11 protein-coding genes and 1 tRNA gene are annotated in these 16,828 nt (G+C 70.7%); 9 read left to right on the top strand and 3 right to left on the bottom strand.

The window, feature by feature from the left end; genetic code table 11:
* Positions 1-826 precede the first annotated feature (826 nt).
* On the bottom strand, positions 827-1,813 hold the full coding sequence (locus FLX08_RS36805) for an NAD-dependent epimerase/dehydratase family protein (RefSeq protein WP_142624885.1): 987 nt from the start codon (positions 1,811-1,813) through the stop codon (positions 827-829).
* Between the two features lie 173 nt (positions 1,814-1,986).
* On the opposite strand from FLX08_RS36805, the gene FLX08_RS36800 reads away from it, so the two are divergent.
* A complete protein-coding gene (locus tag FLX08_RS36800; protein WP_142624884.1) occupies positions 1,987-2,439 on the top strand; it encodes a MarR family winged helix-turn-helix transcriptional regulator in 453 nt (150 codons plus the stop codon).
* Positions 2,440-2,715: 276 nt separating this feature from the next.
* On the opposite strand, the gene FLX08_RS36795 is transcribed toward FLX08_RS36800, so the two are convergent.
* A tRNA-Leu gene (locus tag FLX08_RS36795) sits at positions 2,716-2,801 on the bottom strand.
* Between the two features lie 212 nt (positions 2,802-3,013).
* Between FLX08_RS36795 and FLX08_RS36790 the strand changes: the two genes are divergently transcribed.
* The 3 genes from FLX08_RS36790 (at position 3,014) to FLX08_RS36780 (ending at position 7,307) form a co-directional block, all read left to right on the top strand.
* Positions 3,014-4,309 (top strand): M20/M25/M40 family metallo-hydrolase, encoded by a 1,296-nt coding sequence (locus tag FLX08_RS36790; RefSeq protein WP_142624883.1) that lies wholly within the window; start codon positions 3,014-3,016, stop codon positions 4,307-4,309.
* 110 nt (positions 4,310-4,419) lie between these two features.
* Positions 4,420-5,046, top strand: coding sequence for a hypothetical protein (locus FLX08_RS36785; protein ID WP_142624882.1), 627 nt, complete (start codon positions 4,420-4,422; stop codon positions 5,044-5,046).
* Between the two features lie 206 nt (positions 5,047-5,252).
* A complete protein-coding gene (locus FLX08_RS36780) occupies positions 5,253-7,307 on the top strand; it encodes a chaplin family protein (protein WP_142624881.1) in 2,055 nt (684 codons plus the stop codon).
* 331 nt (positions 7,308-7,638) lie between these two features.
* Here FLX08_RS36780 and FLX08_RS36775 read toward each other — a convergent pair whose 3' ends face one another.
* A complete protein-coding gene (locus tag FLX08_RS36775) occupies positions 7,639-7,830 on the bottom strand; it encodes a DUF5703 family protein (protein WP_211592314.1) in 192 nt (63 codons plus the stop codon).
* 262 nt (positions 7,831-8,092) lie between these two features.
* Here FLX08_RS36775 and topA point away from each other — a divergent pair, with 262 nt between their 5' ends.
* From topA to FLX08_RS36750, 5 genes are all read left to right on the top strand, one after another.
* Positions 8,093-10,768 carry a type I DNA topoisomerase gene (gene topA / locus FLX08_RS36770; RefSeq protein WP_244313152.1) on the top strand — a complete coding sequence of 892 codons (2,676 nt, stop codon included), beginning with the start codon at positions 8,093-8,095 and terminating at the stop codon, positions 10,766-10,768.
* A gap of 278 nt (positions 10,769-11,046) precedes the next feature.
* Positions 11,047-12,381 carry a metallophosphoesterase gene (locus FLX08_RS36765; RefSeq protein WP_142624888.1) on the top strand — a complete coding sequence of 445 codons (1,335 nt, stop codon included), beginning with the start codon at positions 11,047-11,049 and terminating at the stop codon, positions 12,379-12,381.
* Between the two features lie 155 nt (positions 12,382-12,536).
* Complete coding sequence (gene tmk, locus FLX08_RS36760; RefSeq protein WP_142624879.1) at positions 12,537-14,600, top strand: dTMP kinase; 2,064 nt, start codon at positions 12,537-12,539, stop codon at positions 14,598-14,600.
* Between the two features lie 6 nt (positions 14,601-14,606).
* Entirely contained in the window at positions 14,607-15,779 is a 1,173-nt protein-coding gene (locus FLX08_RS36755; protein ID WP_142624878.1) for a DNA polymerase III subunit delta', read from the top strand.
* Positions 15,780-15,914: 135 nt separating this feature from the next.
* Positions 15,915-16,760: a PSP1 domain-containing protein gene (locus FLX08_RS36750; protein WP_425280668.1), complete on the top strand. Its 846-nt coding sequence runs from the start codon at positions 15,915-15,917 to the stop codon at positions 16,758-16,760.
* Positions 16,761-16,828: the final 68 nt, after the last annotated feature.

Here is a 16,828-nt window from a genome sequence, read left to right as displayed (position 1 = left end):
CGACGGCCAAGCATCGGCTGCGCGCCGCCAACCAGCCCAGATCCACCGGGTTCGAGCTGGCACACTTTCAAGAGGCGTAACAACACCGGTTCCTCGCGTACACCTTCCTCTCTTGCTCACCGAGCCCGACCCATCCGGCAGTCCTGAGCCGACCCGACTTCGTCGCGGCTGCTCCCGCCTTTCCCGGCGTTCCTCCAGGTCAGGCTGCCGCCAGCTTCACCTGCCTGCTACGACAGGCAGGAGGCGGAGTCCTTTCACCTCCGCTCGGTCCAACAGCGCCTCGTGGCGCACCCCCCCGAAGTGTGGACACCTTGAGTGCCAGATCATGGAGATCTGGAGACGGAGGAGTTCCCGGGCCGGCCAGCCGCGATCATTGACGTGCACGATGTCGCGCTCGGTCACATGACGAAGCAGCGCTGGAACTCGCGCGACCAATGGGTCTGGTCGGACCGGCTAACCCACGAACCGCTGGTGAGCCCCGAGGACTTCGAACAGGCCCAGGCGATCCTCGCCGGCCGGGGACGCCGTCCCACCGCCCATAGGCCCCACCCGACCCGCCGACCCTACGCCCTGCGCGGCGTGCTGTTCTGCGGGCTACTGCGGTCTCGTGGCGGGCCGGCAACTCGGCGCCATCGATCCGGGCGTGGACGTGCGACAAGGGCAAGCTCGGCACCACGACCGGGGAGGGCTTCTACACCTACTGAGCCCGGCCGACATCCGGGCGTCTCCGGGCCTGCCATGGACGATGGTGCGTCAAGGGACCGCGTACGGGAAACGCGAGGCACCGCATCCACGGCGAAGGCGGGGAGACCGCGAGGTCGTCACCTCACGAGAAGCGCATCTCCGCCAGGCCCTTCTCCAGCGTCATGTCAGGCGAGTAGCCCAGCTCCTTCCTCGCGGTGGTGATGTCGTAGGAACGGTCACGCCCGGTGAAGCTCACGAGCCAGTTCGCCAGCGGCGGCGCCGACTTCCGGCGAAGCAGGCGTGCCGTGCGGTCCATCATCGCCGCCAAGGGCGCCGCCATCGCCAGGGGGACGCTGCGGCTCTTGGACAGATCCACGCCGCGGGTCGCCAGCAGGGGAGTGAGGAAGTCCCGGATCGGCATCGGCGTGCCGTCCGTCACGTAGTAGACCCCCTTGTGGCGGCCCCGCGTGAGCGCGAGGATCGCGGCACCGGCCAGGTTCTCGACGTGCACGAAGTCGACGATGTGCTTGCCGTTGTCGATCCAGGCGAACCGTCCGGCCTCGGCGACCTCGACCATCTCGTTGATCGTCGCCATGCCGCGGCCCCAGATGAACGGCGGGCGCAGCACCACCAGCTCGGTTTTCCCGCTGCGGGCGTTCAGGAGTGCGCGCTCGGTGGCCAGCTTTACGCGGCTGTAGGCGATGTTCGGCCGGCCTTCCGGTGTCGACTCGTCGACGACGGGGCGGCGTTGGCTGCCCGTGGAGACGGACGCGGCGCTGATGAGCACGAAGCGTCGCACCCCGGCCGCGACGCTCGCGGCGTGCAGGGCGACCGTCGGCACGTGATTGGCCTGTTCGAAGAGCGAGTCGGGCCCCCAGAACTCCATGTGGGCCGCGACGTGCACGACCGCGTCGACCTCGCGCAGCTTGGCGAGCCACGTCGGCGCGGGGGAGCCGGCCCGGCTGAGCTCGGCGAGATCGCCGGGGACGGGATCGGCTCCGGCGGCGCGTACCCGCTGGATGCTCGAGCCCGATCTGGCCAGTGCCATGACCTCATGTCCTTGGGCGACGAGGCGATGGACGAGGGTTCCGCCGACGAATCCGCTGCCGCCGGTGATGAAGATCTTCATTTTTCGACTCCTGGTGATTCAGAACGCACTCTTCGTGCAAGCCCGGTTCCGCTGTCGCTCGGCACGCAACCGGCCGCTCCGCGTACATGCATTGATGTCAAATGATTTGATATCAATGCATCGACGTCAATGTAACCTCCCGTACGATGGGTGCGTCAAGTGGGAGGTGGGCGATGCCACACACGAACCAGGGCTTGACCGCGGCACAGGTCGCCGACGAGTTCAGCCGTACGGCGAAGGTTCTCGTACGTCACTTCAACGAGCGTCTGGGCGAGCACGGGGTGTCGACGCCGCGGTCCCGATTGGTGGTGGAGGTGGCGCGTTCGCAGCCTGTCCGGCTGACCGAACTCGCTCTCGCGGTCGGCATCGCCCAGGGGACCGCCTCCACCCTGGTCGACGCGCTCGTCCGCGACGGCCTGCTCGAACGCCAGGCCAGTGCGGACGACCGCCGGTCCGTACTCCTCCGAGTGACGGAGCAAGGGGCCGCCCTGGCCCAGGACTGGACGACCAGCTATGAACTGGCGGCCGAAGAGCTGTTCAGACCCCTCACTCCCGAGCAGTTGTCGACGCTGGTCGACATCCTGCGGATTCTCGGTGCCGATGAGGCGCCGGCCGCCGGCGACTGAAGAAGGCCGGCACATGGATTGCCGGAGCGTCGCCCGCCACTGATGACCTGCGATCGGGAACCCGCAGGTTGTCCACGGCTTCCCTTCAAGCGGACGCGGGTCGCGAAGGACTATTCGCCGCTGGGTCGGCCTGAGAGGACAGAGCCATTAGCGAGGCCCCGGTCGATCTCAAGACGCCGGTCTACCAGCGCCTCGGTCTGCGGCTGACCTATCACCCCGGAAAAGCGAAAGTGAGGGCCGAGGTTAGCCTCAGCCCTCACATAGTGAAAGGGTACGTGTCCGAGGGGGGACTTGAACCCCCATGCCCATCACTGGGCACTAGCACCTCAAGCTAGCGCGTCTGCCTATTCCGCCACCCGGACGTGGTGCCTCACGCGGGATCGTCATCCCGCGTCGGCTGATACAGGTTAGCACTCTCTGCGCCCTGCTTCATACCGGGAATCCGCTCCGGCGCGGTTCCCGGGAGCCCGGGGGTGAACGTCACCCCTGTACGGCGGCAGGATGGAGGCGCGAGCCGTACGACGGGAAAGGCGGGCCGGCCCCCGCATGGGCCTGCCCGGCAGGAGGAGGCGCAATGACCCCACGCTACGGGGAGGACGAGGTCGCGGAGCTGTGCCGCGACCTGATCCGCATCGACTCGGTCAACGCGGGGGACAACGCGGGGCCCGGGGAACGTGAGGCCGCGGAATACGTGGCCGGCAAGCTGGCGGAGGTCGGCCTGGAGCCGCGGATCCTCGAATCCGATCCCGGGCGGGCGAACGTGGTCGCCCGCGTCGAGGGCGCCGACCCGAGCAGGGACGCCCTGGTTCTCCACGGCCATCTGGACGTCGTGCCGTTCGACGCCGCCGACTGGACCCATCACCCGCTGAGCGGCGAGATCGCCGACGGCTGCGTCTGGGGCCGCGGCGCGGTCGACATGAAGGACATGGACGCGATGATCCTCGCCGTCGTACGGCGGCGGCTGAGCGAGGGGCGCAGGCCGCCCAGGGACGTCGTCCTCGTCTTCACCGCCGACGAGGAGGCCGGGGGTCACTACGGCGCCCAGTGGCTGGCCCAACGGCATCCGGAGGTCTTCGAGGGCTGCACCGAGGCCATCGGCGAGGTCGGCGGCTTCAGCGTGACCACCGAGAAGGGCCGCCTATACCTGATCGAGGCGGCGGAGAAGGGCATCGCCTGGATGCGCCTGACCGCCAGGGGCAGGGCCGGGCACGGCTCGATGCTCAACGACGACAACGCCGTGACCGAGCTCGCCGAGGCGGTCGGCCGGATCGGCCGCCACAAGTGGCCGGTGCGGCTCACGCCCACGGTGCAGGCGTTCTTCGAGGAGGTCTTCGGCACGGAGGTCAAGGCGGAGGACGCGGAGGCGGCGGTGGCCACCCTCGGGCCGCTCGCCCGGATGATCGGCGCCACCCTCCGCAACACGACCAACCCGACCATGCTCCAGTCGGGATACAAGGCGAACGTCATCCCCCAGATCGCGACGGCGCACGTGGACGGCAGGTTCCTGCCGGGGTATGAGGACGAGTTCTTCCAGACCCTCGACGAGCTGCTCGGGTCCAACGTGACCAGGGAGTTCGTCTATCACGACGTGGCGGTCGAGACCCCCTTCAAGGGCCCGCTGGTCAAGGCGATGGCCGACGCGCTGCAGGAGGAGGACCCCGGTTCGCGGGCCGTGCCGTACACGCTGAGCGGCGGCACCGACCTCAAGGCGTTCAGCCGCCTCGGCATCAGCGGCTATGGCTTCGCGCCGCTGCGGCTTCCCGAAGACTTGGACTTCTCCGGGATGTTCCATGGCGTCGACGAGCGCGTTCCGGTTGATTCACTCCGGTTTGGCGTCCGGGTCCTTGACCGTTTCCTCGAATACTGCTGAGAAAGCTCTTGCGATCACGTACCGTGCCGCTACAGTAACTCTCCGTTGGGGGTTGATCCGCACCGGATAGGCCCAGCGGACTGTTGAACTCAGCGGTTTGGGGAGGTCGCGTGACGCGCACGTCGCAGGAACAGCGCAGGGCGAGTTCGCCCTCCGCCGTTCCCGGCGTGCGCGTCACGTCTCCCGGCTCTGCGAAGCGGGGCCGGATGGCGCGGTTCGCGGCCGGCTCCCGTCTGGGTCGCCTGTTGGTCGTCGGCGGGCTGATCGCCGCCGGATGGCTGCTCGGCCTGTTCTTCGGTGTCTTCGGCACGGCGATGTCCGTGGCCGGGACCACACCCTCACATGACGTCGCCGGGTCGGTTCTTCCCGATCGTCTCTCAGGTCCGGATCTCGGTCTGCCGCCCTCGCCGGGCGGGGCCGGGTCCCACGGGAAGAGCACCGACGGTTTCCCCACGGTGGCGCACGACGTCTCGGTGAACGCCGAGGCGATGGCGGGGCGCACGGTCGACGGGCTCACCAGCCAGTCGAAGCCGCTGCTCCCCCCACCCTCCACCGCAGACCACGCGCCCGCAGACCAGGGCCTGGTTCCGCAGTCGAGCGGTGGAAACATCCTGTTCGGGGATGTCGCGCGGGAAGTGTTCGAACCGCGCTTCACCAAGCTGCCCGCCCCTCTGGCGGCGGTTGTTCCCCCGGTGGTCCGCACAGCGGCGGACGACCCGTCTTTCTCTCCTGACTGATCCCGCTTTCGCGCCGGTCCCCGTCGTACGGCGACCGGTGCCACCGCCTGCCCTCGCTCGTGGTGCCCGGGCGGCAGGCTCCCGCGGGTGACGCGGAATTTCCCATCCTCGTGACCGTCCTACGGCTCCGCTGTGCTCATGCGGCCCGGACATGCGTCACGAGCTGTCAGGTAACCCCCTAAGAAGAACCACTAGGAGCATTCATCATGCGAACGTGGGCGAAGGGCTCGGCCTCCGCGGCGTTTCTGGCCGCCGGCGTCATGGCCCTTGGCAGCGGTACGGCTCTCGCCGACACCGACGGCAGTCACTCGGTGCTCGGCGGCAACCAGGTCGACATACCGGTGACCCTGCCGATCGACATCAGCGGCAACGCGGTGGCGGTCATCGGCCAGTCCCGGGCCTCCTCCCAGGGCGGCGCGGCCGTGCAGGGCGCGGGCGTGGGCGCCGGGCAGAACCGGACCTCCGGAGCGGGCAGCATCCTCGGCGGCAACCAGGTCGAAGCGCCGATCAACATCCCGGTCAACGCCTGCGGCAACGCGGTGTCGGTCATTGGCCGGACGGACGCGAGCTGCCGTGGCGGCGCGGCCGTCAAGAGCCCGGGACGGCGCGGGAACGCGGGCGGCAACCGCACCAGCGGCGTGCACAGCATCGGAGGCGGCAACCAGGTCGTCGCGCCGATCACCGCGCCCATCAACCTGTGCGGCAACTCGATCGCCGTCTTCGGCAACGCCACCGCCGGATGCCGCGGCGGCGCCTTCGTCGGCGGCGGCCGTGACGTCGTCCGCGCCGGCGGCAACCGCACCAGCGGCCATGGCTCGATCCTGGGCGGCAACCAGGTCGTCGCCCCGATCACCGCGCCGATCAACGTCTGCGGCAACTCCGTCGCGGTCATCGGCAAGGCGTTCTCGGGCTGCACCGGCGGCTCGTCCGTCGGCGGCTCCGGCGGCCACAGCCACGGCCACGGCGGCAAGGGCGGTCACGGCCACGGCGGGTACGGCGGCCACAAGGGAGGCGGTCACAAGGGAGGCGGTCACTGGCACCGTCCCGGCTCGGCCGGCCACGACACCGACGGCCGCTACGCCGTGGGCGGCGGCACCCAGGTGATCTCGCCGATCACCACGCCGACCGACGTCTGCGGCAACGGCTCGGGCAGCTGCAAGGGCGGCCACGGCCACGGGGGCAAGGGCGGGCACGGCCACGGCGGCTGGTCCGGCGGAGGCGCGGGTGGCAACCGCACCAGCGGCGTGCACAGCATCGGGGGCGGCAACCAGGTGGTCGCGCCGATCACGGTGCCGATCAACGTCTGCGGCAACGCCGTCGCGATCGCGGGCGACGCCTTCGCGGGCTGCCGCGGCGGCGCGACCGTCGTCGGCGGCTGGAGCAAGCACGGCGGCCGGGGCACGGGCGGCAACGTCACGTCCGGCCATGGCTCGATCCTGGGTGGCAACCAGATCGTCGCTCCGATCACGGCTCCGATCAACGTCTGCGGCAACGCGGTGGCCGTCATCGGCAAGTCCCACGCGGGCTGCCGGGGCGGCGCCTCGGTCCTCGGCGGCGGCGTCGGCGCGGGCGGCAACATCACCTCGGGCCGGCACGGGATCCTCGCGGGCAACCAGGTCGTCGCTCCGATCACGGCTCCGATCAACATCTGCGGCAACTCCGTGGCCGTGCTCGGCGACGCCGCCGCGGGGTGCCTCGGCGGCGCCCAGGTGGGCGGCGGCTGGAAGCGCCACGGCTCCTGGGGCCACCCGCAGCACAAGGCCGCCCGCGCCGGGGTCATGCCCGCCATGCCGGGCGCGTCGGTGCTGTCGGGCAAGCACACCGTGCAGCCGATGAGCGCCGCCGCCACGCCCACCGCTCCGGTCGTCGGCGACCTGCCGAACATGCTCGGCCTGCCGGAGACCCCGAGCCTGCCCGCCGTCCCCGCGGCGAAGGGCACGAAGGCCGGCAGCACCCCCGCGGCCGCCTCCAAGGTCGGCGGCACGCTCGACGGCGCGACCCGCTCGCTGCCCACCGCCAAGACCCTGGAGGACGCGACCGCGTCGCTGCCCGTCGCCGACGCGACGCGCAACCTCCCGACCGGCGACCTCGGGAAGACCACCGACGGCCTGCTGCCGCTCGACCTGATGAGCGCCGAGCAGCCGGTCGGCCTGACCGGGATGAACCCGGCGTCGCTCCTCGCTCTGGCCCTCGGCGCCATGTTCGCCGCTTCGGCGAGCCTGTTCGCCGTCACCCGCCGCTTCCGGTTCGGCCGCAAGTAGTCGTACGGCCGCGCGTGACGGCTCGGGACGCTCCGGCGGCGACGGCCGTACGGAAGTGATCCGGTGGCGCGCGGCCGGCGGAGGCGAGGGATATCACTCGCCCGCGCCAGGGAGCGTCTGCCAGACGCTTCCGGCGCGGGCGACCAGGACGCCCCCCACCACCAGTGGAGGAGGCACGATCGCTTTGCCCGTTCCGGGGGCGCGGCCCGGGGCGGGCAAAGCCCTTTTGTCCGGTACTGTTCAAGACAGATGGGAGCACTTACGGCCATGGCTTCGACAAGATTGCGGATGAGCAAAGCCGTTTTGACCGTGGCGTCCGCGCACCCTGGGGTCACATGGTCCGTGCGGCCCGTATGATCTTCCGACGCAGCCGGACGCGCCTGCTGCCGTCGGGATAAAGGCGTAACCGCTCCAGCTCCCAATCTCCGTGCTCGGCATGCTCCGTGAGCATCTGCCTCGCCACCTCGCGAGGGGTGTCCCGAGGGAGGTACAGGTCCAGATAGGAGTAGTCGAGCACTGCCATTGGTCTCCGGGGCGTGCTAGGGAACTCGTTGGGCTCTATTCTGCGTCTCCGTGGATAACAGCGCCAGGCGGGTTACATTCCCGGACATAACCGGGTAGCCCGAGGGGGAGGAACGTGCGGCGGCAGGTACCTTCAAAGCGGCGCCTCGTCGGCGCCTCCAGGGGGTAGGAGCCTCCGGCCCGGACGACGAGGGTGTCATGAGCCGGGAGAACGAAGCCCGGCAGCACGGGGAATGACAGCGGACAGCGAGGTAGGAAGCAGCGTGCCAGCCAACAACGGCAACGCCGGCGGAACCCGCCTGGTGATCGTGGAATCGCCCGCGAAGGCGAAGACGATCGCCGGGTACCTCGGGCGCGGCTACATCGTCGAGTCGAGCATCGGCCACATCCGCGATCTTCCGGAGAAGGCCGATGACATCCCGGAGAAGTACAAGGAGGAGGCCTGGGCCCGCCTCGGGGTGAACGTCGACCACGAGTTCGAGCCGCTCTATGTCGTGAACCCGGACAAGAAGTCGCAGGTGTCCAAGCTCAAGCAGCTCCTCAAGGAAGCCGACGAGCTCTACCTCGCGACCGACGAGGACCGGGAGGGCGAGGCCATCGCCTGGCACCTCCGCGAGGTGCTCAAGCCCAAGATCCCCGTGCACCGGATGGTGTTCCACGAGATCACCCCGCACGCGATCAGGGACGCGGTCTCCAACCCCCGTGACCTCAACCTTCGTCTGGTCGACGCCCAGGAGACCCGGCGCATCCTCGACCGTCTGTACGGCTACGAGGTCAGCCCGGTCCTGTGGAAGAAGGTCAAGCCGCGGCTTTCGGCCGGTCGTGTCCAGTCGGTCGCGACCCGGTTGGTGGTGGAGCGCGAGCGCGAGCGGATGGCGTTCACGGCCGCCAACTACTGGGATCTGCAGGCGCTGTTCGACACCGGCCGGGCGGGCGACGACACCCGGACGTTCTCCGCGACGCTGACCGGCGTCGACGGCAGGCGTGTGGCCCAGGGCCGCGACTTCGCCTCCACCGGCACGCTGAAGAGCTCCGACGTCCTCCACCTCGACGAGGCCGCCGCGACGGCCCTCGCCGGGCGCCTGGAGGGCGTGGGCTACGCCGTGCGGTCGGTCGAGCGCAAGCCGTACACGCGCAAGCCGTACGCGCCGTTCCGGACGACCACCCTGCAGCAGGAGGCGAGCCGCAAGCTGGGCTTCTCCGCCAAATACACGATGCAGGTGGCCCAGCGGCTCTACGAGAACGGCTACATCACCTACATGCGAACCGACAGCATCACGCTGTCGGAGACCGCCGTCGCCGCCGCCCGCAGCCAGGCGATCAAGCTGTACGGCTCGGCGTACGTGCCGGACAAGCCGCGCGTCTACACCAGCAAGGTGAAGAACGCCCAGGAGGCGCACGAGGCCATCCGGCCGTCCGGCGAGGAGTTCCGCACGCCGGGGGAGACCGGCCTGTCCGGGGACATGTTCCGGCTGTACGAGCTGATCTGGCAGCGCACGGTCGCCTCCCAGATGAAGGACGCGGTCGGCGAGTCGGTGTCGGTCAAGGTCGGCGGCACGTCCAGCGCCGGCGAGAACGTGGAGTTCAGCGCGACCGGCCGGACGATCACCTTCCACGGCTTCCTGAAGGCGTACGTGGAGGGCGCGGACGACCCCTCGACCGACCGGGACGACTCGGAGAAGCGCCTGCCAGCGCTGGCCGAGGGCGACCGGCTCACGGCGGCCGAGCTGAACGCGCTCGGGCACTCGACCAAGCCGCCCGCGCGCTACACCGAGGCGTCGCTGGTCAAGGAGCTGGAAGACCGGGAGATCGGGCGGCCGTCGACGTACGCGTCGATCATCGGAACGATTCTCGACCGGGGTTACGTGTTCAAGAAGGGCACCGCCCTGGTGCCGTCGTTCCTCGCGTTCGCCGTGGTCAACCTGCTCGAACAGCACTTCGGCAACCTGGTCGACTACGACTTCACGGCCGAGATGGAGAAGGTCCTCGACGACATCGCCAACAACCGCGCCGAGCGGGTGCCCGAGCTGCGCCGCTTCTACTTCGGCGGCGAGGACGGCGACGAGGGCCTGAAGGAGATGGTCACCGACCTCGGCGAGATCGACGCCAAGGAGATCAGCTCGTTCCCGATCAAGGGGACGGACATCGTGATCAGGGTCGGCCGCTACGGGCCCTACCTCGACCGCGACGGCGCCCGGGTGAACATCCCGGAGGACATGGCGCCGGACGAGCTGACCGCCGAGAAGGCCGAGGAGCTGTTCTCGCGCCCGAGCGGCGACCGCGAGCTGGGCGTCGACCCGGCGACCGGCCGGAAGATCGTGGCCAAGGACGGCCGTTATGGCCCGTACGTCACGGAGATCCTGCCCGAGGAGCCGGCGCCGGAGGACGGCAAGAAGCGGACGAAGAAGGCGGACGCCCCCAAGCCGCGGACCAGCTCGCTGTTCAAGTCGATGGACCTGGACACGATCACCCTGGAGCAGGCGCTGAAGCTGCTCCAGCTTCCGCGGGTCGTCGGCGAGATCGACGGCGAGGAGGTGACCGCGCAGAACGGAAAGTTCGGGCCCTACATCAAGAAGGGCACCGACTCGCGGTCGCTGCCGTCCGAGGAAGACCTGCTGACGATCACGATCGAGCAGGCCAAGGAGCTGTTCGCGCAGCCGAAGGCCCGTGGACGCGGCCGTGCCGCCGCCGCGCCGCCCCTTCGGGAGCTGGGCGAGGACCCGAACTCCAAGAAGCCGGTCGTGGTGAAGGAGGGCCGTTTCGGCCCGTACGTCACCGACGGCGAGACCAACGCGTCCCTGCGCAAGGGCGACACGGTCGAGGACATCACGCTGGAGCGGGCGGCGGAGCTGCTGGCCGAACGGCGGGAGCGGGCACCGGCCCCCAAGCGCACGACCCGGGCCAAGACCACCACGAAGAAGCCCGCAGCAAAGTCCTGACCGGTTTTCACCCGACCCCGGTCTCCCACTGACCGCGGGTTTTCGCCGGCCGCGGATCTTGGCGAACCGCGCTCCTGCCCGGGGCGCGGTTCGCGTGTTCCCTGCGCATGCGCGGTGGCAGGCACGGTGTGCCTGCCTGGCGGGGCTTGGTGAGTTGTCCACAGCCGGAGCCTGGCTGTGGACAACGGACGCGGCTGTCGCTGCGAGCTCATAGCATCGTCGTCAGCCGGCCCTTGATCGCCAGCCGGTCGAGGGGAGTTCTCGTGGGGTTCGTGGGCATGATTCTGGCCGCCGTCGTCGTCGTGCACGCCTATCTGTGGCGGAGGCTGGTCAGGGCGTCGACGACGCGGGGATCGCGTTCGCGCCGGGTGCTGACGTGGGCGCTCGTGGTCCTCGCCGCCCTTATGGTGGTGACCTTCGGCGGGAGCCGGCTCGGCCTCGGCATGGACGTGGAGCGGGTCGTGGCCTGGCCCGGCTACCTGTGGCTGGCCGTCATGTTCTACCTGTTCGTGTTCGGCCTGGCGATGGAGGTGCCCCGGGCGGTCGCGACGTTCGTCGTGTCCCGACGGCGCCGTACGGCCGCAACCGCCGCTCCGGGTGAGCGGGCGGAAGGAGAGGCGGCGCCGGTGGACGAGGCGGTCCTCGCAGCGCCGGTGGACGAGGTCGTCCTCGCGGGCGCGGCGGCAGGGGGAGGCGCCACCGCCCACGGCACGGCCACGACCGGCAGGCCGGTGGCGGAGGGGGCCGAGGCGGACACGCCGGCGATCGACCGGCGGCTGTTCATCTCCCGCACGGCGTCCGCGGTCGTGGCGCTGGGAGCGCTCGCGACCGTCGGTTACGGCGTGAGCAGGGCTCTCGGCGACCCGGTGATCGAGCGGGTGCCGATCCGCCTGCCCCGGCTCGACCCCCGGATGAGCGGGCTGCGCATCGCGGTCGTCAGCGACATCCATCTCGGCCCGCTGACCGGCCGGGGTCACACCGAGCGGATCGTCCGGATGATCAACGGCCTGGAGGCCGACGCGGTGACGATCGTGGGCGACCTGGTGGACGGCACGGTCGCCGAGCTCGGTCGTCTGGCCACGCCGCTCGGGTCCCTCGAATCCCGCTATGGCGCATATTTCGTGACCGGCAACCACGAGTACTACACCGCCGAAGGTCCGCAGGAATGGATCGAGGAGTTGCGCTCGCTGGGCGTCCGGCCGCTGCGCAACGAGCGGGTCGAGATCCGGCATGGGGGAGCCGTGCTGGACCTCGCGGGCGTCAACGACCTCAACGGCGTGCCCTCGGGTGACGGCCCGGACCTCGACAGGGCACTTGGGGGCCGCGACGCGAACCGGCCCGTGGTGCTCATGGCCCACCAGCCCGTCCAGGTGACGCAGGCCGCCGCACACGGCGTCGATCTCCAGCTGTCCGGGCACACCCACGGCGGGCAGATGGCGCCGTTCAACCTGCTCGTGCCGCTGCAGCAGCCCGTGGTGTCGGGGCTCGCGAGCGTGCCGCGCACGGGCGGCGGCCAGACCCAGGTGTACGTGACACGAGGGGCGGGCTTCTGGGGGCCGCCTGTCCGCGTGGGCGCGCCTCCCGAGATCACCCTCATCGAGCTGCACGCCTGACCGCGCCGGGGCATCGAAAGTGGAACCGCGTAGAGCATTGGCGCCATCTCGACAGCGAGGACGAGGCGGACGTAATACCCTCAGGCGACGGGCAGGCCCCAGTGGCCCGTTCGTCCGCCTCCCAAGCCCAGCGAGCACCTGGATACGCTGACATCATGAGCACCCCTGGCCGGGCCGCCGCGCGACGCAAGCAGCCGCACGTGCTGGCGAACGCGCCGTTCCGCAGGCTGTGGACGGCGATGGCGACGTGCAGCCTCGGTGACTGGCTCAACATCATCGCGCTGACCGCTCTCGCCGGAAACCTGACCGCAGGGTCCGGTTTCCAGGCGCAGAGCCTCGCCATCGGCGGCGTCTTCGTCGCCAAGATGCTGCCCGCGATCCTGCTCGGCCCGCTCGCGGGAGCGGTGGCCGACCGGTTCGACCGCAGGCTGACGATGGTCGTGGCCGACCTCGCCAGGTTCGCGGTGGTGCTGTCGATCCCTCTGGTCGGCAACTACCAGTGGGTGATCGTCGCGACGTTCCTGGTCGAGTGCGTGAACCTCTTCTGGGTGCCCGCCAAGGACGCCACGGTGCCCAACCTCGTGCCCAAGGAGCGGCTGGAGGAGGCCAACCAGCTCAACCTCCTGGTGACGTACGGCACCGCTCCCGTGGCGGCGGCGCTGTTCGCGATCGTGTCGGCCGTGGTCACGACGATCTCGGCCGCCGCGCCCTCGTTCGACGTCGCGGCCACCAGCGTGGCGCTGTACGCCAACGCGCTGGCCTACCTCGCCTCCGCCGTGATGGTCTTCACCCTGCGGGCCATCCCGAAGAACCACACCAGGCACGTGTCCACGCCCTCCGTGCTGCGGCAGATCACCGAGGGCTGGCGGTTCGTCGGCGGCGACCGGGTCGTGCGCGGCCTGATCATCGGCATGCTCGGGGCGTTCGCCGCCGGGGGCGCCGTCATCGGCGTCGCCAAGGCGTACGTGCAGGCCCTGGGCGGCGGTGACGCGGGCTACGGCGCGGTGTTCTGCGCCGTCTTCCTCGGCATGGCGTTCGGCATGTTCTTCGGCCTGCGGCTGCTGAAGGGCCTGTCGAGGCGGCGGCTGTTCGGGCTGTCGATCGTGCTCGCGGGGCTGACGCTGGCCGCCATCGCGCTGATCCAGAACCTGGTCATCGTGGTCGTGCTGACCGTGGTGCTGGGCGCCTGCGCCGGCATCGCCTGGATCATCGGCTACACCGTGATCGGCCTGGAGGTGGAGGACGGGCTGCGCGGCCGCACGTTCTCCTTCCTGCAGTCGCTGGCCCGGGTGGTGCTGCTGCTGGTCGTGGCGGTGGCCTCGACGCTGGCCGCGCTGTTCGGCACGCACGCTCTCGGGATCGCCGGGATCAGCTACCGCTTCGACGGCACCAACCTCGTGCTGCTCCTGGGCGCGCTGCTGGCGGTCGCCGTCGGGGTGGTCGCGCTGCGCCACATGGACGACCGGCCGGGCGTCCCCATCACGGCCGACCTGCTGACCGCCCTGCGCGGGCGGCGGTTCGAGCCGGAGGAGGCGGAGCCCGAGCGCGGTCTGTTCATCGCCTTCGAAGGCGGCGAGGGCTCGGGCAAGACCACCCAGTCGCGGCTGCTGGCGATCTGGCTGCGCGACCAGGGCTTCGACGTCGTGCAGACCCGCGAGCCGGGCTCGACCAAGGTCGGCATGCGGTTGCGGGCGATCCTGCTCGACGCCGCCCACCAGGGCCTGTCTCCGCGGGCCGAGGCGATGCTGTACGCCGCCGACCGGGCCGAGCACGTCGAGAAGGTCATCAGGCCCGCCCTGCGGCGCGGCTCGACGGTGATCTCCGACCGGTACGTGGACTCGTCGCTGGCCTACCAGGGCGCCGGGCGGTCGCTCGACCAGGAGGACGTCGCGAGGATCAACAGGTGGGCGACGGGCGGCCTCGTCCCCGACCTGACCGTGCTCATCGACGTGCCGCCCGCGGTCGGGCTGCGGCGTATGGCCTCGCCCGCCGACCGCATCGAGGCCGAGCCGCTGGAGTTCCACGAGCGGGTGCGGCGCGAGTTCCGGGCGCTGGCGGCGGCCGACCCCGACCGCTACCTCGTGGTGGACGGCACGCTGGACCAGCGGGAGGTGACGCGCCTGATCCAGGACCGGGTGCGGGAGATCCTGCCCGACCCGGTGCCGCAGGAGGCCGAGGAGGCCACCGGCACGATGCCCGCCATCCGCGACTTCGGGTAGCCGCGCATGACCGTTTTCGGGGACCTGATCGGGCAGAACCGGGCGATCGACGTGATGCGGCGGGCCGCGTCGGCCGCCGCGGAGGTCATCGCGGGAGGCCGCGGCGCGGGCATGACGCACGCCTGGCTGTTCACCGGGCCGGCCCTGCGATCGGCGGCCGCCACGGCGTTCGCGGCCTCCCTGCTCTGCCCCGACCAGGGGTGCGGCCACTGTGACGACTGCCATCAGGTCGAGGTCGGCTCGCATCCGGACGTCACGTTCGTCCGGCCCGAGGGCCTGTCGTACAGCGTCCGGCAGACGCGCGAACTCGTGCTCAAGGCGGCGGGCGCGCCCACGCTCGGCCGCTGGCGGGTCGTGCTGTTCGATGACGCCGACCGGGTGACGGAGGCGGCGGCCAACGCGCTGCTCAAGGCCATCGAGGAGCCGCCGCCGCGGACCGTGTGGCTGCTGTGCGCGCCCTCCCCGGACGACATGATCATCACGATCCGCTCGCGCTGCAGGATCGTGACGCTGGGCACGCCCTCCACGGGGGCGGTCGCGAACGTGCTGGTGACCCGCGACGGGGTGCCCCACGACGTGGCGCTCGACGCCGCGCGGGCGGCCCAGGGGGACATCGGCCGGGCACGGCGGCTCGCGCTGGACGAGGAGGTGCGGCGCCGTCGCGACGACGTGCTGTCGATCCCCCGGTCGCTGAGCGGCGTGGCGGAGTGCATCACCGCCGCCGAGCGGCTGGTGAAGACCTCCACCGAGGACGCGGACGCGGCCACGACCGCGTTGAACGAGGTCGAGACGGCCGAGCTGCGCAAGGTCTACGGCGAGGGCTCCTCCGGCAAGGGGCTCAACAAGGGCCTCGTGCGGGGCGGCGCGGGCGCGCTCAAGGAGCTCGAGACCATGCAGAAGTCGCGGGCGACCCGCATCAAGCGCGACTCCCTCGATCTCGCGCTGCTCGAACTCGTGGCGTTCTACCGCGACGTGCTGGCCGTGCAGTTCGGGGCCGCCGTCGAGCTGGCCAACGAGGACCGCAGGCACGAGGTGGAGGCCGTCGCGCGGGCGTCCACCCCCGAGCAGACGCTCCGCCGTACGGACGCGATCATGAAGTGCCGGGAGCGGCTGGCGGCCAACGTGAACCCGCAGATCGCGGTCGAGGCCATGACCCTCGCGCTCCGCTCGCCCGCGTAGGGACACGGGCGACCGGGGGCTCCCGGTCCGCCGAGGTTGTCCACAGGCGATGATTGCCGGTGCCGTACGGCACGTATGGTGGGTTCGGACGCGTTAGCCGTACGGATCGAGGAGGGCCGGCGCTTGGGCATGATGATGGCCGTGAGCTTCACCCGTTACGGACGGCTCTACTACCTCGATCCGGGCGGCCACTCGCCCAAGGTCGGCGACAAGGTCCTCGTGCCGACCGACTCCGGGCCCGAGGTCGCCGAGTGCGTGTGGGCGCCGCAATACGTGAGTGAGGACGTCGAGGGCCTGCCCGTCTGCCAGGGCATCGCGGCCGAGGAGCACCTGACCCGCGACGAGACCAACCGCCGCCGCAGGGCGGAGGCCCGCAGCGTGTCCAAGCGCCTCATCAAACGGCACGAGCTGCCGATGAAGGTGGTCGGCGTCGACTACCTGGACGCCGACAACGTCTACACCGTGTATTTCTCCGCGCCCCACCGGGTCGACTTCCGGGCGCTCGTGCGCGACCTGGCCCGCAACCTGCGGGCCCGGGTGGAGCTGCGCCAGATCGGCCCGCGTGACGAGGCCAGGCTCCAGGGCGGCATCGGCCCCTGTGGGCGCGACCTGTGCTGCGCGACGTTCCTCAAGGACTTCGAGCCGGTCTCGGTGCGGATGGCCAAGGACCAGGACCTCCCCGTCAACCCGCTCAGGATCGCGGGCGCCTGCGGGCGGCTGATGTGCTGCCTGAAGTACGAGCACCCGCTCTATCAGGAGTTCCGCGCGTCGGCGCCGCGCACCGGCCTCGCGGTGGACACCCCGCAGGGCCCGGGCACCGTGGTGGGGCACAACGTGCCGTCCGACTCCGTCATCGTCCGCCTCAACGAGGGCGGCCGCCGCTGCGCCTGCTCCAAGGCCAGCGTCTGCGCCCCCCGCAAGCAGCATGACGCGATGTACGGCGACGCCGAGGTGGTCGCCGAGAGCGACCCGGGAGCCTGACGCGGCGGCCGGGAGCGACCCGGGTGCCTGACTTGGTCGCCGACAGCGACCGGGAGCGACCGGGTGCC

This window comes from Microbispora hainanensis (assembly GCF_006874475.1).
Classification (GTDB): Bacteria; Actinomycetota; Actinomycetes; order Streptosporangiales; family Streptosporangiaceae; genus Microbispora; species Microbispora hainanensis.
The sequence above is the reverse complement of the archived record's forward strand: the minus strand, read 5'-3'. Positions and strand labels throughout refer to the sequence as shown.

Bases quoted from the DNA above. Each gene is read 5' to 3' on its own strand.
- FLX08_RS36805 (WP_142624885.1), bottom strand. From the start codon at position 1,813: ATGAAGATCTTCATCACCGGCGGCAGCGGATTCGTCGGCGGAACCCTC.
- FLX08_RS36800 (WP_142624884.1), top strand. From the start codon at position 1,987: ATGCCACACACGAACCAGGGCTTGACCGCGGCACAGGTCGCCGACGAG.
- FLX08_RS36790 (WP_142624883.1), top strand. From the start codon at position 3,014: ATGACCCCACGCTACGGGGAGGACGAGGTCGCGGAGCTGTGCCGCGAC.
- FLX08_RS36780 (WP_142624881.1), top strand. From the start codon at position 5,253: ATGCGAACGTGGGCGAAGGGCTCGGCCTCCGCGGCGTTTCTGGCCGCC.
- FLX08_RS36775 (WP_211592314.1), bottom strand. From the start codon at position 7,830: ATGGCAGTGCTCGACTACTCCTATCTGGACCTGTACCTCCCTCGGGAC.
- FLX08_RS36765 (WP_142624888.1), top strand. From the start codon at position 11,047: ATGATTCTGGCCGCCGTCGTCGTCGTGCACGCCTATCTGTGGCGGAGG.
- tmk (WP_142624879.1), top strand. From the start codon at position 12,537: ATGAGCACCCCTGGCCGGGCCGCCGCGCGACGCAAGCAGCCGCACGTG.
- FLX08_RS36755 (WP_142624878.1), top strand. From the start codon at position 14,607: ATGACCGTTTTCGGGGACCTGATCGGGCAGAACCGGGCGATCGACGTG.
- FLX08_RS36750 (WP_425280668.1), top strand. From the start codon at position 15,915: ATGGCCGTGAGCTTCACCCGTTACGGACGGCTCTACTACCTCGATCCG.